This window comes from Bradyrhizobium sp. UBA2491 (genome assembly GCF_002341725.1).
Lineage (GTDB): Bacteria > Pseudomonadota > Alphaproteobacteria > Rhizobiales > Xanthobacteraceae > Bradyrhizobium.
The window spans coordinates 95,670-115,002 of sequence record NZ_DDOP01000023.1; the positions used below are offsets into that span (position 1 = coordinate 95,670).

Below are 19,333 nucleotides of genomic sequence, written 5' to 3' on the forward strand. Positions count from 1 at the left end.
GCGTCAGGCCGAGATCGCCTTGGCCGAGCCAACCTCGTTGCGCAGCAGGAACTTCTGGATCTTGCCGGTCGAGGTCTTCGGGATCACGCCGAACACGACGGACTTCGGCGTCTTGAATCCCGACATGTGCTCACGGCAATAGGCGACGATGTCGGCTTCGGTCGCCTTGGCGCCGTCTTTCAGCTCGATGAAGGCACAGGGCACTTCACCCCATTTCGGATCGGGCTTTGCCACCACCGCCGCGAACAGCACGGCAGGGTGCTTGTAGAGGATGTCCTCGACCTCGACGGAGGAGACGTTCTCGCCGCCGGAGATGATGATGTCCTTGGAGCGGTCCTTGATGATGACGTAGCCGTGGGCATCGAGCACGCCGAGATCGCCGGTGTGAAACCAGCCGCCGGCGAAGGCTTCCTGCGTCGCCTTCTCGTTCTTCAGATAGCCCTTCATCACGATGTTGCCGCGGAACATGACTTCGCCAATGGTCTCGCCATCGCGCGGCACCTCGCGCATGGTCTCGGGATCGAGCACCGTGACGCCTTCCTGCAACGGATAAGAGACGCCCTGACGCCGCTTCAGCTGCGCGCGCTGGTCGGCCGGCAATTCGTCCCAACCGGGTTGCTCGGCGCAGACGGAGGCGGGGCCATAGACCTCGGTCAGCCCGTAGACGTGGGTCAGCTTGATGCCGATGCGCTCGGCACCCTCGAGCACCGCAACCGGCGGCGCCGCGCCCGCGATCAGCCCGACCACGGACTTCGCCTGGCCGCCCTTCGGCGCATCAGGCGCATTGATCAGCGTGTTGTACACGATCGGCGCGCCGCACATGTGGGTGACGCCGTGTTGCGGGATCAGCTCGAAGATTTTCGCCGGATCGACCTTGCGCAGGCAGACATTGACGCCGGCGGTCGCCGCGATCGTCCAGGGGAAGCACCAGCCATTGCAGTGAAACATCGGCAGCGTCCAGAGATAGACCGGATGCTGGCCGAGATTGCCGGCGAGGATGTTGCTGACCGCGTTGAGATAGGCACCGCGATGATGCGTTACCACGCCTTTCGGATTGCCCGTCGTCCCGGATGTATAACTCAGCGCAATCGCATCCCATTCGTCGGCTGGCGGCCGCTCAACGAAATCCGGATCGCCGGCCGCGACTGCTGCCTCGTATTCGATGGCACCGATCCGCTTGCCGCTGCCGAACGCAGCGTCGTCCACGTCGATCACGAACGGCTTTGTGCCCTTCATCAGCGTCAAAGCTTCCGCGATCACGCCGGAGAATTCAGGATCGACCAGGATAATCCTGGCGCCACCGTGATCGAGCTGGAACGCGATCGACGCGGCGTCGAGGCGGATGTTCAGCGCGTTGAGCACCGCGCCGGTCATCGGCACCGCGAAATGCAGTTCGTTCATCGCCGGGATGTTCGGCAGCATCGCCGCGACCGTATCGCCATGGCCGATGCCATGGCCCGCGAGATAGGACGCAAAGCGCTTGCAGCGCTGGTAGGTCTGTTTCCAGGTGAAGCTGCGGCCTTCATAGACCGCGCTGACATGGTCAGGATAGATGGCGGCCGAGCGCGCCAGGAAGCTCAGCGGCGTCAGCGGCACATAGTTGGCGGGCGTCTTGTCGAGCCCCGTCGCGTACTGATTTGGCGCTGCACTCATGGCTCTCACCCATCCGCAAGGTGCTTAGAGGAAACCGATCGATATCCAGGGGAAGACGGCAACGATGATCAGGCCGATCAACAGCGCCAGCATGTAACCCCAGATCGGCCGGATACCCTCGGCCGGATCGACGCGCCCGATGGCGCAGGCGGCATAATAGCCGACGCCGAATGGCGGCGCGAACAATCCGATGCCCATCGCCAGGATGATGATCATGGCGTAGTGCACCTCGTGGACGCCGACCTGGTGTGCGATCGGAAACAGCAGCGGCCCGAACAGCACGATCGCCGGAATGCCCTCGAGCACACTGCCGAGGATCACGAAGGCCAGGATCGAGACCGCGATGAAGGTCGCCGAACCGCCAGGCAGTCCCGCCATCGACGCCGCCAGCGCCCGCGAGAAGCCCGACTGGGTCAGGCCCCAGGCCATGCCGGTGGCTGTCCCGATGATGAACAGGATCGCGCCCGACAGGCATGCCGTGTCGATCAGCATCGGCAACAGCCGCCGCCAGTTGAACTTGCGGTAGATCAGGAGCCCGATGACGAACGCATAGACGATGCCGATGGTCGAGACCTCGGTCGCCGTCGCAATGCCTTCGACCACTGCGTAGCGGATCACGAACGGCAGCGCCAATGCGGGCAGGGCGTAGATGAAGGCCTTGCCGATCTCGCTCCCCGTGGCGCGCTGGACGTGGCTGAGGTTCTCGCCGCGGTAGCGCCACCACACCAGCGCCGACAGCGTGATCGCCAGCACGACGCCCGGCAGCAGGCCGCCGGTGAACAGCGCCGAGATCGAGACGCCGGTAACCGAACCGATCGTGATCAGCACCAGGCTCGGCGGAATGGTTTCGGTCTGCGCGCCGGTCGCAGCGAGCAGGGCGACCAGATCGCCGGGCTTGGCGCCGCGCTCCTTCATCTCGGGAAACAGCACGGGTGCGACGGCGGCCATGTCGGCTGCCTTCGACCCGGAGATACCGGACACCAGGTACATGGCGCCGACCAGCACGTAATGCAGGCCGCCACGAACGTGCCCGAGCAGGCTCGCCAGGAACGCCACCATCGCGCGTGCCATACCGGTCATCTCGATCAACAGGCCGAGGAAAACGAACAGCGGCACCGACAGCAGGATCAGGTGGCTCATGCCCTCGTCCATCCGGCCGACCAGCACCATCAGCGGCGTCCGCGTCGTCAGTGCCAGGTAGCCGAAGATCGCCATGCCAAAGGCAAAGCCGATCGGCACGCCAGCGAACACGCAGAAGCCGACCACGCCGACGAAGAAGATGATCAGGTTGAGGTTGCCGAGAGGCCGCAATAGCGGCTGCGCCAGCCAGAACACGCCGATCAAGGCAACCACCGTCAGCGCAGCCAGCAGGAAGGTCTTGAAATCGCCGACGCGGGCCAGCCGCAGCAGCGCGAACAGCGCCATCAGGCAGATCCCGACCGGCAGCGCCGCGGCGCGCCAGGTATTGGAGATCTGCAACGCCGGCGTCGTGATGAAGCTTTCCTCGTAGGCGTATTCATAGGCCGGGTGCACGATCAGGACCAGGAACGCCAGCGCGGCGCAGGTCGCGACGACGTCGAGATAGGCCCAGAGCCGCGGTCCGGCGCTTGCGACCAGGGCCGTCATCCGCATGTGCTCGCCGCGGCGGAGTGCGACCACCGATCCCAGCATGGCAAGCCACAGGAACAGGATCGACGCCAGTTCGTCGGACCAGATCAGCGGCGTATGGAGCACGTAGCGCGCCACCACGCCCGCGAACAGGATGACGACCTCGGCGACGACGAGGATCGCCGCCGGGATTTCGACCAGCCAGCCGAGCGCGGCGTCGATGGAACCGAGAACGGAGCGGCGGCGAGGGGGCTGTGACGCCGCCTCGCCGGCCACGGCCGGCGTCATCTCGACATGAGCCATAGCAAATCTCCCGCTGGCGAGCCTCCCGCTTGAGCGATCAGGACAGTTTGCCGACGGACTTCTCGAGCAGCTCCCAGGCCTTGTCGCCGTACTTGCCCTTCCATTCGGCGTAGAAACCGGCGGTACGCAGCTTGTCGCGGAACGGCCCGACCTCGGGCTGGTTGAACAGGAGGCCCTTGCCAGTCAGTTCCTGCTTCACGGTCGCGTTCAGCTTCTCGGTGTCTTCGCGTTCCTTCACGGCCGCCGCGTTGACGTGCTTGGCGACGATGGTCTTGATATCGTCGGGCAAGGCAGCCCAGGCACGACGGTTCATCAAGAACCAGAAGCCGTCCCACATGTGGTTGGTCAGCGAGCAATACTTCTGGACCTCATAGAGCTTCGCGGTCGAGATCAAAGCCAGCGGGTTCTCCTGACCCTCGACGATCTTGGTCTGCAGCGCCGAATAGACCTCGCTGAAATTGATCGAGGCGGGCGAGGCGTCGAACGCCTTGAACATCGAGGTCCACAGCGGCGACACCGGCACGCGGATCTTGAAGCCCTTGAAGTCGTCCGGTCCGTTGATCGGCTTGGTCGACGACGTGGTCTGGCGGAAGCCGTTGTCCCAGATCTTGTCCATGACCTCGAGGCCGGCCTTCTTGATCTCGCCGCGGACATAGGCGCCCAGGTCGCCATCCATTGCCTTCCAGACCGTGGGATAGTCCGGGAATGCGAAACCGATACCGTTGATCGAAGCCGCCGGCACCAGGGTCGCCAGGATCAGGCCGGACAGCGTGAAGAACTCGACGCCGCCGGAGCGCACCTGGCTCAGCACGTCGGTATCCGAGCCGAGCTGGTTGTTCGGGAACACCTGAAGGTCGAAACGGCCGTTGGTCTCGGTCTTGATCGCCGCGGACATCTCCCGGGCGCGAGCCACCAGCGGGTGCGATTCCGGCAGATTGTTGGCGAATTTGTAAGAGAACTCGGCCGACTGGGCGCGCGCGACATACGGCGCGCCAATCCCGCCCATGACGGCGGATGCGGCCGAGACCTTCAGTAGCGTGCGTCGTGAAAAGCTCATCGGTTTCTCCCTCGAGAGGCTTGTTGTTGTTCTGAGATGCCAATCCTATACGGACCTGACGCCGCGGGGTCACCAGCGATCTCTACACGGCTTCGGCTTATTGCAGCGTCCGTAGGCCGCGGCAATATCGGCTTTAAGACGAGACGCCGTTGCGCGGCTGGTCCGCGGCATCAGGACTGGTCGCACGACCGCTCGGGTACCTAGACGCAGCCGCAAACCTGCGAACAGATGCGAAGATTTCCCACTAAATTACTGATCCAATTGTAGATATAAATATTCCATAATATACCTTATGCGAATTACGGATATGGGCGCCGGCGCGAACTTCTCACGCCTGTGTGGATCCCCCTAAGCTGCATTTCATTCCTCGTCAGGACCGGCGAAAGCCAGAGACGATCTCAGCAGCTGCGAACACCACCGGTGGCCGCATGTCCTTCAGGCACCAGGCCCGCTCGCCGAATCCCAAGCGCTCCATTGGGCAGCCATTCGGCCGCCGGCGTCAGTAGGCGCGTGCGAAGTCGCCCTCCTGCTTGATCTCGCCGAATGCCGGAAAGCGCGCCTTCCATTGCGTCCCTTTGGCCGTAGTCAGCTCATTCAGCCGTTCCAGTACTCCGAGACCATCCTTGCGTAGGCTCGCCGCAACCGCCGCACGGTCGGGGAAGTTCTTCAGCACCGCATCGAGCCAGATCGTTCGGCCCGCCAGGAACCCGCCGGCACCGGCGGCATAGGCGAACTCCAGTACGCGCTCGAACTTTTCCGGCGCCGCGCCGCCCGATAGCAACACCCAGGGGATGCTGCATGCGCCGCAGATCTCTCCGATCGCATCGAACTCCTTCTGTGCAGCCTGTGCCGCCGCGCTGCCATCCCGGGCCGGTAGGCTATTGGCAGCGAGCGGACTTTCCAGCTTCAAGAGATCGACGCCGTATTCCGGCTTGGCGAACTCGCGTACACTCTCGATCACGAGACCAGGCAGCTTGCCCGGCGACTCCACGTAGTCCGCCGTATGGTCGGCGCTGCCGAGGAACGGATAGACCAGTAGCTCCAGCACATAAGGAATGTCATGGCGCGCGCAGTCCTGCCCGATGTCCCGCACGAAACGCTTCTGATGCGCGATCACGGCCGGATCGGCATCGGGCCGGTACCAGGCCAGCACCTTGACGGCGTCGGCGCCCATGGCGCGGATCTTCTCCACGCTCCAATTGGTGATCGCGCGCGACTTGCGACCGCCCGACGTCTCCTCGACGCGATGTTCCTCCAGCGTCATGATCAGGCCGCAGCGCGGCGGCAGCAGATCGATCGCGGCAGGCACCGCAAAGTTCGGATCGAACAGCATCGAACTGCAATGCGGCGCAAGGTTCTCGACGAGGAGACGCTTGGCCGCGGTCACGTCGCCATAGGCGACCTGATCCCGCGTGATGCCCCTCGCCTTTGCGATGGCATCGAACAGTGGCGGCCGCTGGTCCAGAGCAACCATGCGGAAGTGGCCGTCCGCATCGGCAAGCCGTGCGAGGCCGCGGTTCTTTCCAATCGTTCTCATGGCTTCGTCCTCATGAATGCAAGACACTCGTTGATGGTGGGGATTCCGTTGCGGCCACCGGCGTGGCGGCATTTCATCGCGGCGGTCGCAGCCGAGAACGTCATGGCGTCGCGCACGTCGAGACCGGCGCCGACCGCAAACGTATAGGCGCCGTGGAAGACGTCACCCGCGCCGGTGGTGTCGACGACGTCGACGACATAGGCGGCCTGGCGATGCAGTTGGCCGTTCTCGTACCAGCTCACACCTCCCTCGCCGCGCGTGACGGCAATGACACGGCAGCCGAAGCGCGCAAGCGCTGCGAGCGATTCGTCGTTGGCAGAGCCTGCGAATGCGCTGAGGGCGGGTTCGGAGAAGATCGCGTGATCGGTCAGCGGCAGCAGCCGTTCGAACACCTCGGCGTCGGCCATGTCGCCGTCGAGCACCGTCGGCACGCCGCGCGAACGCGCCTCGTGGAACAGCGTCGCGGCGCCCTCGATCCAGCGCGGGTCGGCCAGCACCGACGATGCGCGGGCCACAGCCTCTAGCGGGAGCCAGTCGGCGGCCTCGGGATAGAGCCCGCGGTAGTTCACGATTTGCCGCTCGCCCGACCTGTCGACGATGATTCCGGAGACCGAGGAACGGCCATCGGGAAACAGCCGGAAATTCTCGACATCGACGCCTTCGGCGGCGAACGCCGACCGCATTTCGTGGCCCGCGGCATCATGGCCTGCCCGCCCCCAGAATGCGGCGGACGCACCAAGGCGTGCCACCGCAACCGCCGCATTGGCGGCCATGCCGCCGCCAATCGTGCCGTATTCGACGGCCTTGATCTTCTCGCTGCCGCCCGCGAACGACCGATCGACCCGCCAGACCTGGTCGAGCGCCGACAGCCCGAGGCAGATCACATGCACGGGCCTGGCTCCGGCGGCGACGTCCGTCAGCGTTGCGATATCCCCGATATCGGACGATGCGCTCACCGCAGGACCTGTCCGTTGGCGGCATCGAACAGATGCGTCTTGCCTTGCTGCGGGCGCAGGCTTAGCCGATCGCCCACCTTCGGCCGCAAGGCCGGATCGACCCGCGCGATGGCGGAGACGCCGGCGAGGTCGAAATGGATCAGCGTGTCCGAGCCGAGCGGCTCGACCAGCTTGACGTTGATGGACATGCCTTCGGCCGCGTCCGTCGCGACTGCAAAATGTTCGGGACGAATGCCGAGCACGGCGTTGCCGGCACGTTGCAGGCCGCCCGCGGCCTCGCCTTCCAGCGGCACCGCAACGCCGCCTTGCGAGAGAACGACGCGTCCGTCGCGCCACTCGACAGGAAAGAAGTTCATCGCGGGCGAACCGATGAAGCCGGCGACGAACTGGTTCGCCGGCCGCTCATAGACCGTCTCCGGCGTATCGTATTGCTGGATCGTGCCGCTTTGGAGCACCACGATCCGGTCGGCCATGGTCATGGCCTCGATCTGGTCGTGGGTCACGAAGACCATCGTGGTCTTCAACTCCTGCGACAGCGCCTTGATCTCGGCGCGCACCTGGCCACGCAGCTTGGCATCGAGGTTGGACAACGGCTCGTCGAACAGGAACGCCTTGGGATTGCGTACGATCGCGCGACCCATCGCGACGCGCTGGCGCTGGCCGCCCGAGAGCTCCTTCGGCTTGCGGTTAAGATAGGGCTCGATATGCAGGAGCGCTGCGGCGCGCTTGACCCGCGCGTCGATCTCCGCTTTCGGCGTGCCGCGCAGTTCGAGTGCAAACGACATGTTGTCGTAGACCCGCATGTGGGGATAGAGCGCGTAGTCCTGGAACACCATCGCGATATCGCGTTGCGCGGCCTGCACGCCGTTGACGCGTTTGTCGCCGATATAGAGCTCGCCGGACGTGATTGGTTCGAGGCCCGCGATGATCCGCAGCAAGGTCGACTTGCCGCAGCCGGACGGGCCGACGAAGACGACGAATTCGTGGTCTGCAATCTCCAGATTGAGGTCGGGGATCACGGTGAAATTGCCGTAGCGCTTGACCAGGTTGCGGATCGAGATCGAGGCCATGATCGCTCAGTCCAGCGCCAGTACCGGCTTGATAAGCTCGCCCCTGGCGAAGCGCGCGAAATTCTCGGGCAGAGCCGACAGGCCGAATTCGCCGTCGACCAGAACGCGATATTCGTTCTTGTACCTGCGCAGCAGCTCGACACTCGGCTCGAAATCCGAGACCGGGAAGTAGAAGGTGCGGATCATGTAGAAATCCTTGCGACGGAACACCTTGCCTTCCTCGATGGTCCAGGGTGCGGCGTTTTCGCCGACGAGCACCAGCGCGCCGCGCGGCAGCACCAGCTCGATGCCGAGGTTGCGCGCCGCATGCGCACCGGAGCATTCCATGATGAGGGCGAAGCGCTTCGACGTATCGCCAACCGGATGCGCCCTGGCGCCGAAGGATTGCGCGATCTGTAACCGCGCCGCGTTGGGATCCGCCACATAGACATCGTCATAGCCGAGCGCGCGGAGCGCCAGCACGACGCCGAGGCCGACCGGCCCCGCACCCATCACGAGAACCGGGCCGGCGTCGCCGGGCGGCACCACGCGACTGACGAAGCGCACCGCGTGACCCGACGTCCCGATGGTGTCGAGCAACAGCGGCGCAAGACTGTCCTCGATATCGTCGGGCACCGGCAGCAGGCAATTTTCCGGCACCGGCACGTATTCGGCATAGCCGCCCGGCCGGTTCCAGCCGATCAGGCTGGACACCTCGAGGCACATCTGGGTGTCGCCGCGCTTGCAGGCGGCGCAATGGCCACAGTGCAACGGTATGTAGACGGCGCAACGCCGGCCATGCAGGCGATGGCCGGGTTGCTCGACGACGCCGAAGATCTCGTGGCCGGCGGTGAACTCGGCGCCCTTGTGCCACAGCTTGAAGTCCGAACCGCACAGCGCGGTGCGCGAGACGCGCACCAGCACTTCGCCCGCCCCGACCTCGGGCATCGCCACGCGCTCGATGGTGATGCGGTCATTGCCGTGGAACACCGCGGCCTGCATGATCGAGTTCGGACGGGATGATGGAGTCATCGGATACCTAGCCTTTCACGGCGCCGAGCGTCAGACCGGACACCAGCCAGCGCTGAACCAGAGCAGCCAGCACCAGCGGCGGCAATGCGATCAGCGTCGCCGCGGCCATCAGGGCGCCCCATTGCGTCGAGCCTTCGCCGATGAAGTTGAAGGCCGCCGCGATCAGCGTTTTGGTGTCGCCATTGGAGAGCACCAGCGCAAACAGGAAGTAATTCCACGAGAAGACGAAGGCGAGGATCGCCGAAACCGCGACGCCCGACGCCACCAGCGGCAGCGCGATGCGCCAGAGGATGCGCGTGACGCTGCATCCATCGACCTGGGCGGCCTCGAACACGCTGCGCGGGATGCCGTCGAACGACGGCAGCAAGACCCAGATCACGATCGGCAGAGTGATCACCGCATGGCTGAGGATCAGCGCGGTGTAGGAGCCGATCATGCCGATCTGCCGGAACATGACGTACCACGGCAGCAGGAACAGCGTGCCAGGCGCCATCCGCGCCGCCAGCGTCAGGATCGCCGGCCAGGAAATCCGGGTCCAGGAGACAGCAAACGCCGCAGGGATTCCAAACAGCAATCCGAGCGCGGTCGAGCCGACCGTGACGATCAGGCTGTTGAGCGCGTAGCTCAGGAAAGGCGTGGTCCTGGTCAGCTCGACATAATTCTCGAGCGTCGGCGCGAAGATCAGCGTCGGCGGATAGGCCGTGACCTCGAAGGACGGCTTGAACGACGACAGCACCATCCAGACCGTCGGCGCCATGATCAGCACGCCGGCGAGCACGAGCTGCACCGTGTTGAGCCAGCGGATCCAGCGATCGGTGTTGGCCGCGTCCGTCATGACATCACCATGCCACTGCGCCGCGCAGGCGGTTGAAGGCGAGCACGGCGCCGAACACGATCGCAGTCAGCGTCAGCATCAGCGCGCTGGCATAGCCGATGTTGAAGAATTCGAAACCGACCCGGAAGCCGTAGATGTTGAGCGTGTTCGAGGCGTTGCCCGGGCCGCCCTGGGTCGTGATGTAGATGATGTCGAAGAAGCGCAGGAGATCGACGCTGCGCAGGATCGCCGCGGTGACGATGGTCGGCAGCAGCAGCGGCAGCGTGATGCGCTGGAAGGTCTTGAACGGAGATGCGCCGTCGATCTGCGCGGCTTCGTAGACGCTCGGCGGCAGCGATTGCAGGCCGCCCAGCACGATCAGGGCGACATAGGGCGTCCACTGCCAGCTGTCGATCAGCGCCACGGTCGGGATCACCCATGTCGGCGAAGCCAGCCAGTCCGACGGCGGCAGGCCGACCGACTGGAGAATGTAGTTGGCCGCGCCCAGCGAGGGATCGAGGATCACGAGCCACATCATGCCTGCCACCACCGGCGGCATCATGAAGGGCGAGATGAACAGCGAGCGCACGATTCCCGGCAATCGCTTGGCATGAAACAGCACGAGCGCGAGCCAGACACCGAAGACGAGCTGCAACAGCAGCGAGAGCACGAAGAGCGCGATCGTGACCCACAGCCCGTGCCAGAACTCCTGGTCGGACACCAGCTTCGCATAGTTCGCCACCCCCGCGAAGGATTGCTTTCCCGTTGAGGAGAACGTCTGGAATCCGAGCCAGAGCGTATAGACGACGGGAAATGCGATCATCGCGACCGTGAAGATCACGGCCGGCGCCGACAGCGCCGCCATCTCCAGTCTCTGCCGGTCCTGCGTGAATGTCGCTGCCGTGTCCGACATGCGTCCGCTTCCTTGGCTCAGGATGAGGTGCCGGCCAGCGCGAAGCCAGGCGGCACCGGGCGATTACTTCTGGGCGATCAGCGCATCGAGCGCCTTGTCCGCGTCCGCACAAGCCTGCTCGACCGGCTTCTGCTTCAGGATCAGGTCCTGCACCGCCTGGCCGATGAACTCGCGCGACTCGGGATTGGCGACGATCGGATAGCCGACCTCGGAGGAGCCCTTGGTGGCCAGCACGTCGAGCGCAGCCTGCCACTCCTTGCGAACCGGCTCTTCGTCGATCCATTTGCGGTATTCAGGATCCTTGGCGACCGACGGGCGCGGCGGGGCAATGCCCTGGAGCGCCATCTTCTTCTGCACTTCGGGGCTGGTCGCCCATTGCACGAAATACCAGGCCGCATCCGGCTGCTTGCTGTGCGAGGACACGGCCATGCCCCAGCCGATCGTCGTCGGCACCTGCCCTGCCTCGCCGGCCGGGAACGGAAGCAGGCCGGTATCCTTGAGGCGCGCGCCGCCGTCCATCACCGTGCGCAGTTCGTTGGAGGATTCGAACGCCATCGCGGCGCGACCGCTGCGATACAGCGCGGAAATCTGCTGGAAGCTGTAGTTGACGACACCGGGCGGGCCGAAGTCGCGCAGCAAGCGGCTGTAGGTGTCGAGTGCCTCCCTGCCCTTGGCGGAGCACAGGTTCGACTTGCCATTGGCGATGTAGCTGCCGCCGACATTGTGCAGCATATTGCTGAACGTATAGGCGACCGCGGGTTTCAGACCGCGCGAGACGAACGGCGTCACCGCGCTGTCGCAGGTCTTGATCTTCGCGGCGGCCGCCTCGACGTCCTTGATGGTGTTCGGCGCCTCGATGCCGCACTTCTTGAAGATGTCGGTGCGGTAATAGAAGATCGGCCCTTCGATGTTCATCGGCATGCTGGTCAGCTTGCCGCCGAAGGTGGCAGCCTTCAGCAGCGCCTGGCTGAGCCCGGCCGGATCGTATTCCTTGGCGACCTCGTTCCTGGCCATTGCGCTGAGATCGGCATACCAGCCTGCGGCAGAGAACTGCTCGCCCTCGCGCGAGGGCAGCGTCATGAACACGTCGACCTCGTCGCTGTTGGCGTTCATGACCGTGACCAGCCGCTGACGCATCTGCTGTTCCTGATAACCATCGACCTTCAGCGTCATGCCGGTCAGCTTCTCGAAATCGGCCTTGTAGGTCAGCAGCGCTTGCGAGACGGGATTGTTATTGGCGAGAAAGGTGACGGTCTTGCCCTTGAACTTCATCCAGTCGAAATCAGCCGCATGCGCCTGCGCACTGACCGAGGCCGCCACAAGAACCGGCAACGCGACGTGCGTCGCGAACATCCTGGCCTTCATCGAACTCTCCTCCCGGCTGGCCGCCTTTGGTTGGCGGGCCCTTTTTTACGCTCATTCTTGAAAACGGTTACATCCTAAGCTTCACGTCGGCCGTGTCAAGCAATGGACAACCGTCGCAATCTGCGGCAGATTTGTACCGCTGCCGCTACCAGTCGGCGACAAAGCAAGATGTAACGTTACATTTATGAGACTGACAAACGCCACATCTGCCAAGCAGGGGATCCGCGCCGTCGCGGCCCGCGCCGGCGTATCGACGGCCTCGGTCTCGCGCGCCCTCAACAATCCCGATGCTGTCAGCCCCTCCCTGCGGGCGCGCATCGAGCAGGCCATCGAGGCGCTGGGCTACATCCCGCATGCGCCGGCGCGCATCCTGTCGTCACGCCGTTCCCGCACCCTCGGCGCGATCGTGCCGACCATCGACAACACGATGTTCGCGCGCGGCATCGCCTCGCTCCAACAATATCTTTCGTCGGTCGGATACATGCTGTTCCTCACCACCAGCGGATACGATCTGGATGTCGAATTGCAGCAGGCGCGCAACCTGATCAGCCGCGGCGTCGACGGCCTCGTGCTGCGCGGCGATTGCCATCACGACGGATTGCGCAAGCTGCTCGCTGACAACGCGGTGCCATTCATCAATGTCGGCATCTACCAGCCGGACCGGCCCTACCCTTGCGTCGGAACCAACAACGAAGCCGCGGCCCACCGTGCGGCCACCCATGTCATCGAGCTCGGCCACCGCCGCATCGGGATCGTCTCGGCGCTTCAGCGCAACAACGACCGCGCCAGCGCGCGCGTCGCCGGCTTCCGACGAGCGCTGGCCGAGAATCATCTCGAATTGCCTGCACGATGGCATGTCGAAGTGCCCTATACGCTGGACGACGCACGCGAAGCGGCGCGCCACCTCCTCAATCTGGAGGACCGCCCGACCGCGGTGGTGTGCGGCAACGACGTCATTGCCTATGGCGTGTTACTCGAGGCGGAGCGCAGCGGATTTTCGGTGCCGCGCGATCTCTCCGTGGTCGGTTTCGACGACCTCGACTGGAGCCGCCATTTGCGGCCGAGCCTGACCACGATCCACGTTCCGACCGGGGAAACCTGGCAGCGCGCCGGTGAATATTTGGTCCGCAGCCTCGCCGGCGAACAGGCGATCATGCATCGCGAAATCGACTTTTCGCTCGTGGTCCGGGAATCGACGGCCGCGCCCTCCAAGCCCTGAAATGAGATCCTGCCGATGAGTTCCAATTTCACTCTCGCCCCCGGCTTCCACGCCGTCGTGATCGGCGGCGCCGGTGACATCGGCGCGGCCATCAGCAACCAGTTCTGCGATCTCGGGGCGACGGTGACCGCAACGGGCGCCAATGAAGCCGACCTCGCTCGTACGCTGCTCGAGCCGCGTGCCGGCCTCGCGCTCGCGACGCTCGACGTGACGAACGACGCCGCCGTCATGTCATTCGCCCGGCAACACCGGCGCGTCGACGCACTGGTCAACTGCGCCGGCATTCTCGTCCGCGACAAGGAGTTCGAGATCGAGACCTTCATCAAGGTGCTCGACGTCAACCTGACCGGTAGCTTCCGGACCTGCATGGCGTTTCGGTCCCTGCTGGCCGAGAGCAAAGGTTCGATCGTCAACATCGCCTCGATGAACGCGACGCTGGCGCTGCCGCGCATTCCCGCCTATTGCGCGAGCAAAGGTGGCGTCGTGATGCTGACCAAGGCGCTGGCGCTCGCCTGGGCCGAGCAAGGCATTCGCGTCAACGCGGTGGCGCCCGGCTACATCGAAACCGCGATCAACGCGGCGGGCCGAACCGACCGCGCGCATTACCTGCGCATCGCCGACCGCACGGCTTTCAAACGATGGGGACAGCCGGAGGACATCGCCGGCGCCGTGGCATTTCTCTGCATGCCGGCATCCCGGTATGCGACCGGAACGGTCGTTGCGGTGGACGGCGGTTTCCTGGCCGGATGAGCGCCGAAGCGCGCTCAGATATTCGCGCCGCTCCAAGAAAAAGCTGGAGAATTTCGCACTTTGCGTCGATCTTATGTGGGGATCTACGCCTCCGCTAACGCTCCGGCTGCCAAAAGCCGATCGATCTCATCTGGCGCAATGCCCCAATCGACAAGCGCTGCTCGGCTGTCGCGCCCCGGCATCGGCGGCGTCCGGCTGAGTTCGGAATGTGTACGCGAGAAGCGTGGAGCCGGCTGTGGGTGCCGTAAGCCGTCAAACACGGCATACGCGCTTCGCGCCGTCATCTGCGGATGGGACGGCGCCTCGTCGATCGACAGCACCGGCGCCAGGCAGGCATCGCAGCCCATCGCGGCGGCCACCCATTCATCGCGCGTTCGTTCAGCAAATATCGCGGCGAACCGTTGCCGCATCTGCGGCCATGCCGAACGATCGTTCTGGGCAGGCAGTCCCTCGATGCCAAGTCCCATGACGGTCAGCAGGTTGGCGTAGAAATGCGGCTCGATCGCCCCGACCGCGACAAACCTCTCGTCCTTGGTCTGATAGGTGCGGTAGAACGGTGCACCGCCATCGACGATGTTATCGGTCCGCCGTCCGGTCCAACTGCCCTGCTGCCGGAAGGCTTGAAATGCCGACATCAGGTGGGTGACGCCGTCGATCATGGCAACGTCGACAGTTTGCCCCCGTCCCGATCGTCGCGCTTCCATGGCCGCCGACAAGACCCCGACCACCAGATAGAGGGCGCCGCCGCCGAGATCGGCCACGAGATTGAGCGGGGGCGGCGGAGGCCGATCGGCATCGCCGAGGCAATGCAGCGCGCCGGTGAGCGCGAGATAGTTGATATCGTGCCCCGCCTCCTGCGCCAGCGGCCCCTCCTGCCCCCACCCCGTCATGCGCGCATAGGTCAACCGCGGGTTCGTGGCATGGCACACGTCGGGCCCGAGCCCGAGCCGCTCCATCACCGTTGGACGAAACCCCTCGATCAAGGCATCCGCCTCGGCGATGAGTCTCAATGCCGTGGCGATTGCTTGCGGCCGCTTCAGATCGAGCGCCACCGAGCGCTTGTTGCGATTATAGAAGTCGAACCGGGCCGGCAGGTCGGGTTCGACGCCCGGTTTCGCTATTCGATCGATCCGCACAACATCGGCGCCGAGGTCGCCGAGCAGCGCGCCGGCGAACGGTGCGGGTCCGATGCCGCCCATCTCCACGACGCGAAAGCCTTGCAAAGGTCCCGTCAAGGCGAACTCCTTTCGTCAAACTCGCCGTCGCTATCAGCGGTGAAAGCGCACGACGTCATCGATCCGGGCTCGCTCGACGCGCGCCGCGTTGGCGCTGACGCCGTCGTCCTCATAGCCGAACGAGATGCCAAACAGCAGTTTGTAGCTGCCGGGAATGTCGAGCTGTTCGCGGACGATATCCGGAAACAGGCCGAGTGCACCCTGCGCGCAGGAGCCGATGCCCCGCGCCGTCAATGCCAGCATCAGGGTCTGCGCATACATGCCGATATCGGTGGCCTCGCGCGTATCGAACGGCTCCGGCATGAAAATGAAGACGGCATGCGGCGCATCGAAGAATGCATGATTGCGAACGTAGGCCAGCTTGCGTCCCGCCTTGTCGCTCCGCGCCACGCCCATCGCACCATACAGCGCCTGCGCCGCGCCGACCTGGCGTTCGCGATAAATGCCGGAATACTTGCCGTCGGCCGGCCAGTCCGGCTTGATCGGCTCGTCGCGCATTCCCGCCGCGACCAGGGCTTCACGAAGGCGCATGAGCTTCGTCCCCGACACCACATGGGGCGTCCAGGGCTGCACGTTGCAGTTGGAGGGTGCGTATTGGGCGATCGCAAAGACCTCCTGCAAATCCGCCTCGGGCACTTCGCGCGCAAGAAAGCCGCGCACCGAGCGCCGACGGCGGATCGCCTCATCGACATTCATCATCGGCTGCTCCGCCATGCTCAGGGATCGTTCGCGATCAGCGCCATGCCGCGCGTCGCATAGGCGTGGGCGAGACGCCGCCCCACATTCGCGGCATCCGGCAGGACGCTGTTGCCGAGATCGCCTCGGGCCGCCACGCCGGCGCTTCCGACCGCCCCGCGAAACATCGCGAAGACCTGGTGAAACGCGGTCAGGCGCTCGCTGGCACAGGTGAGCTCGTAATAGCGATCGAGATATTCCGCTTCAGTGGGAATGCCCATATCCGCAAGCGCGCAGCCAAGCAGGCCTCCGTTCTCGTCCGGTGCCATGCGCCAGGCCTGGCTGTTGAAGGCAAGGTCGACAAGCGGATGCCCGAGCGTCGACAATTCCCAATCGAGCACCCCGATCACGCGCGGTTCGGTTGGATGGAAGATCACATTCGCCATCCGGAAATCGCCATGGCAAAGCGCCAGGGTCTCGCTGGTCGGCACGCGCTCGGCCAGCCAACGCACCATTCGGTCCAGCACCGGGTTGTCGTCATCGCCGCGGCGGTACTCAGCCCAGAGCCTGGACCAGCGATTGAGCTGACGGGCGAAATAGTTTCCCGGCCGGCCGAAGTCGCCGAGCCCCACCGCCTTGTAGTCGAGCCGGTGGATGCCTGCGAGGGTTGCGCACATCGAACGATAGCAGGCGGCACGCTCCTCGCGCGCAAGGCCGGGCAAGCCGTAGTCGTAGACCACCCGCCCCTCCAGCCATTCCATCAGATAGAACGGCGTGCCGAGGATCTCCGGATCCTCGCAATAACGATAAGGTCTCGGCGTGGGAACGACGCTGTCCTGAAGCGCCACCAGCACCCGATATTCGCGGTCGATGGCGTGCGCCGACGGCATCAGGATGTTGTTCGGCTGCTTGCGCAGCACGGCGCGCCAGTCGCCACGCGTCACAAAATAGGTCGGGTTCGACATCCCGCCGCTGGTGCGCGCGACGACCGTCGTGCCGCTTCCGCCGAGCCACTGCCGCAGATAATCATCGAGCCGGTGAAGGTCGAAGTCGGGGCCGCCATCACGCGCCTGCACGCTCATCGCGACTAGCTCGCGCTCTTGCCGCTGAAGCCGAACAGATATTGCGCGACCCGGCGCATCTGCACCTCTTCGGTCCCCTCCGTGATGCGGTAGCGGCGATGATGGCGGTAGATGTGTTCGAACGGCATGGCGCGGCTGTAGCCCATGCCGCCATGCACCTGCATGGCGCGGTCGGCGGCCTCGCAGCACAAGCGGTTGGCGCGGAAATTACAGATCGACACCATGTCGCTGATCGTGAGCGGGTTCTGGCGATCCATCTGCCATGCGGTGCGGAAGATGAAATTGCGGAGCATCTGATACTCGGCCCAGAGCTCGACCAGGGGAAACTGCACCGCCTGCTTCTTGGCCAGCGGTTCGCCGAAGGCGACGCGCGACCTGGCGTAGTTGACGGCCTCCTGGATGCAGTAGCGCGCCGCGCCGGCGCTGGCCGCCGCCTGGCGGATGCGGTTCTCGTGGACAAAGCGTTGCGCGACGACGAGACCCTCGCCTTCCCGGTGCAGGATCGCGCTGTCGGGCACCCGTACATTGACGAGCTCCGTCTCCGCGTGATCGCTCGGCATGTTGAAGGTCCAGTGGTTGTACAGCACGTTGTGGCCGCTGGTATCGGTCGGCACGATGAACGCGGTGATGCCCTTGGCCTCACCCGGCTTGCCCGAGGTGCGCGCGAACACCAGGTTGGCGTGTGCCCGCGCCACCTGGCTGTTCCAGCGCTTGCGGCCGTTGATGACCCAATGATTGCCGTCGCGCACGCCCGTGGTCTCGAGCCAGGTCGCGTCGCTGCCATGTCCCGGCTCGGTCAGGCCGAACGAGAGATGCTTTTTCCCCGTGATGATCCCCTCGATGTAGGTCTTCTGCTCCTCGGTCCCATAATCGGCCAGTGCCGGGATGATCGGGAAATTGCCGACGATGGAGGACTCGTCCTGGAGATCATTGTGCAGGCCGAGCCCCTTGGCCGCGAGATGCTCGCGGATCGCGGCGATCGCGAGGTTCGACGCGCCCTGACCGCCGCACGATTTCGGCAGCCCGTAGCGAAGATGCCCGGCCTTGTCGGCGCGGCGCTCCATTTCGCCGATCAATGCCCGCCAGTCATCGCGGGGGCGGCCGTCATTGTCCCAATCGGTGCGCGCGTTCTCGCGACGGTGGTCGAAGAACCTGATATTGTCGCGTTCGAGCGGCTTGATCTCGGCCTCGATGAAGGCATCGAGCTCGGCGAGCTTGTCGGTGATCTCCTTCGGGAGTTCGAAATCCACGGCGCCTCTCCTGTTTCTGTTCTTGTTGAGCTGCCCGGCCTGCTAGAGCGCGATCCGGCCAAAAGGATGGGTGCTGCTGACGCCACCATCGACCGACAGCAGTTGGCCGTCCACGTAGGACGAATCATCGCTCGCCAGGAAGGCCGCGGCCGCGGCGATTTCCTCGGAACGTCCCGGACGCTTCAGCGGCGTGACATGCCCGAGCTTGGCTTCGATGCCGCGCGCCCGCGCGTCCTCGAACACCTTGCGCGTCAGTTGCGTCTCGACCAATCCGGGCAGCACCGCGTTGACGCGGACGCCGGTACCGGCAAAGGCGTTGGCGGCCGTCTGCGCCAGATTGTTCACGGCGGCCTTGCTCGCGCTGTAGGAGATCGCGCCGGCATTGGCGCGGAGCGAAGCGGCGGATGATGTCAGGATGATCGAGCCACGGCCCTGCGCCGTCATGTGGCGGCCGGCATATTTGATGGCGAGGAAGCAACTGATCGTATTGATGCGATAGACCTCGGACCATTCGTCGACGGTCTGCTCGAGCAGCGGCGTATTGGTCCCGGTGACGCCGATATTGGCGAAGAAGACCTCGAGCCCGCCGAATTCGTCGACGCAACGCGCCACGATCGCGGCCACATTCACCTCGACCGCGGCATCCGTGATCATGGCGGACGCGACCCCGCCCTCGGCCCGGATCGCAGCAGCGACCTCTTCGGCATTGCCGGCGCGACCGACCACCAGGACCGACGCACCTTCGCGCGCGAAGCGGATGGCGCTGGCGCGACCGATTCCACTGCCACCGCCGGTGACCACCGCGCGCCTGCCCTCGAGCCGCTTCATGCGCTTT

At 64.7% G+C, this 19,333-nt stretch carries 17 protein-coding genes; 2 read left to right on the plus strand and 15 right to left on the minus strand.

Going from position 1 to position 19,333, the window contains the following annotated elements; translation table 11 throughout:
• Positions 1–3 precede the first annotated feature (3 nt).
• The 10 genes from B2W55_RS07205 to B2W55_RS07250 form a co-directional block, all read right to left on the minus strand.
• The gene (locus tag B2W55_RS07205; protein ID WP_024584102.1) at positions 4–1,653 is read right to left on the minus strand and encodes an acyl-CoA synthetase; all 1,650 of its coding nucleotides are present in this window, start codon (positions 1,651–1,653) and stop codon (positions 4–6) included.
• Positions 1,654–1,677: 24 nt separating this feature from the next.
• Positions 1,678–3,564: a TRAP transporter large permease subunit gene (locus B2W55_RS07210; RefSeq protein ID WP_024584103.1), complete on the minus strand. Its 1,887-nt coding sequence runs from the start codon at positions 3,562–3,564 to the stop codon at positions 1,678–1,680.
• Between the two features lie 37 nt (positions 3,565–3,601).
• Positions 3,602–4,621: a TRAP transporter substrate-binding protein gene (locus B2W55_RS07215; RefSeq protein ID WP_024584104.1), complete on the minus strand. Its 1,020-nt coding sequence runs from the start codon at positions 4,619–4,621 to the stop codon at positions 3,602–3,604.
• Positions 4,622–5,120: 499 nt separating this feature from the next.
• A complete protein-coding gene (locus B2W55_RS07220) occupies positions 5,121–6,158 on the minus strand; it encodes a tagatose 1,6-diphosphate aldolase (RefSeq protein WP_024584105.1) in 1,038 nt (345 codons plus the stop codon).
• Positions 6,155–7,114, minus strand: a complete 960-nt coding sequence (locus B2W55_RS07225; RefSeq protein ID WP_024584106.1) for a sugar kinase — start codon at positions 7,112–7,114, stop codon at positions 6,155–6,157. The genes B2W55_RS07220 and B2W55_RS07225 overlap by 4 nt, the downstream gene beginning before the upstream one ends.
• The gene (locus B2W55_RS07230) at positions 7,111–8,184 is read right to left on the minus strand and encodes an ABC transporter ATP-binding protein (RefSeq protein WP_024584107.1); all 1,074 of its coding nucleotides are present in this window, start codon (positions 8,182–8,184) and stop codon (positions 7,111–7,113) included. Before B2W55_RS07230 ends, B2W55_RS07225 begins: the two co-directional genes overlap by 4 nt.
• Positions 8,185–8,190: 6 nt before the next feature.
• On the minus strand, positions 8,191–9,195 hold the full coding sequence (locus B2W55_RS07235) for a zinc-dependent alcohol dehydrogenase family protein (protein WP_024584108.1): 1,005 nt from the start codon (positions 9,193–9,195) through the stop codon (positions 8,191–8,193).
• A 7-nt stretch (positions 9,196–9,202) separates the two neighbouring features.
• Positions 9,203–10,030, minus strand: coding sequence for a carbohydrate ABC transporter permease (locus tag B2W55_RS07240; protein WP_024584109.1), 828 nt, complete (start codon positions 10,028–10,030; stop codon positions 9,203–9,205).
• A 4-nt stretch (positions 10,031–10,034) separates the two neighbouring features.
• Positions 10,035–10,922 carry a carbohydrate ABC transporter permease gene (locus tag B2W55_RS07245; RefSeq protein ID WP_024584110.1) on the minus strand — a complete coding sequence of 296 codons (888 nt, stop codon included), beginning with the start codon at positions 10,920–10,922 and terminating at the stop codon, positions 10,035–10,037.
• A gap of 63 nt (positions 10,923–10,985) precedes the next feature.
• Entirely contained in the window at positions 10,986–12,287 is a 1,302-nt protein-coding gene (locus B2W55_RS07250; protein ID WP_024584111.1) for an ABC transporter substrate-binding protein, read from the minus strand.
• A 184-nt stretch (positions 12,288–12,471) separates the two neighbouring features.
• Between B2W55_RS07250 and B2W55_RS07255 the strand changes: the two genes are divergently transcribed.
• Together B2W55_RS07255 and B2W55_RS07260 are read left to right on the plus strand one after the other, a co-directional pair.
• The gene (locus B2W55_RS07255; protein ID WP_024584112.1) at positions 12,472–13,506 is read left to right on the plus strand and encodes a LacI family DNA-binding transcriptional regulator; all 1,035 of its coding nucleotides are present in this window, start codon (positions 12,472–12,474) and stop codon (positions 13,504–13,506) included.
• 15 nt (positions 13,507–13,521) lie between these two features.
• Positions 13,522–14,256: an SDR family NAD(P)-dependent oxidoreductase gene (locus B2W55_RS07260; RefSeq protein ID WP_024584113.1), complete on the plus strand. Its 735-nt coding sequence runs from the start codon at positions 13,522–13,524 to the stop codon at positions 14,254–14,256.
• An 83-nt stretch (positions 14,257–14,339) separates the two neighbouring features.
• Here the strand turns inward: B2W55_RS07260 and B2W55_RS07265 are convergent, their stop codons facing one another.
• The 5 genes from B2W55_RS07265 to B2W55_RS07285 are packed head-to-tail and all read right to left on the minus strand — an operon-like array spanning position 14,340 to position 19,326.
• Positions 14,340–15,491, minus strand: coding sequence for a CaiB/BaiF CoA transferase family protein (locus tag B2W55_RS07265; protein ID WP_029879931.1), 1,152 nt, complete (start codon positions 15,489–15,491; stop codon positions 14,340–14,342).
• Between the two features lie 33 nt (positions 15,492–15,524).
• Positions 15,525–16,190 (minus strand): nitroreductase, encoded by a 666-nt coding sequence (locus tag B2W55_RS07270; protein WP_035636882.1) that lies wholly within the window; start codon positions 16,188–16,190, stop codon positions 15,525–15,527.
• Positions 16,191–16,207: 17 nt separating this feature from the next.
• The gene (locus tag B2W55_RS07275) at positions 16,208–17,248 is read right to left on the minus strand and encodes a phosphotransferase family protein (RefSeq protein WP_024584116.1); all 1,041 of its coding nucleotides are present in this window, start codon (positions 17,246–17,248) and stop codon (positions 16,208–16,210) included.
• 5 nt (positions 17,249–17,253) lie between these two features.
• On the minus strand, positions 17,254–18,498 hold the full coding sequence (locus B2W55_RS07280) for an acyl-CoA dehydrogenase family protein (protein ID WP_024584117.1): 1,245 nt from the start codon (positions 18,496–18,498) through the stop codon (positions 17,254–17,256).
• Between the two features lie 42 nt (positions 18,499–18,540).
• Positions 18,541–19,326 (minus strand): SDR family NAD(P)-dependent oxidoreductase, encoded by a 786-nt coding sequence (locus B2W55_RS07285; protein ID WP_024584118.1) that lies wholly within the window; start codon positions 19,324–19,326, stop codon positions 18,541–18,543.
• Positions 19,327–19,333: the final 7 nt, after the last annotated feature.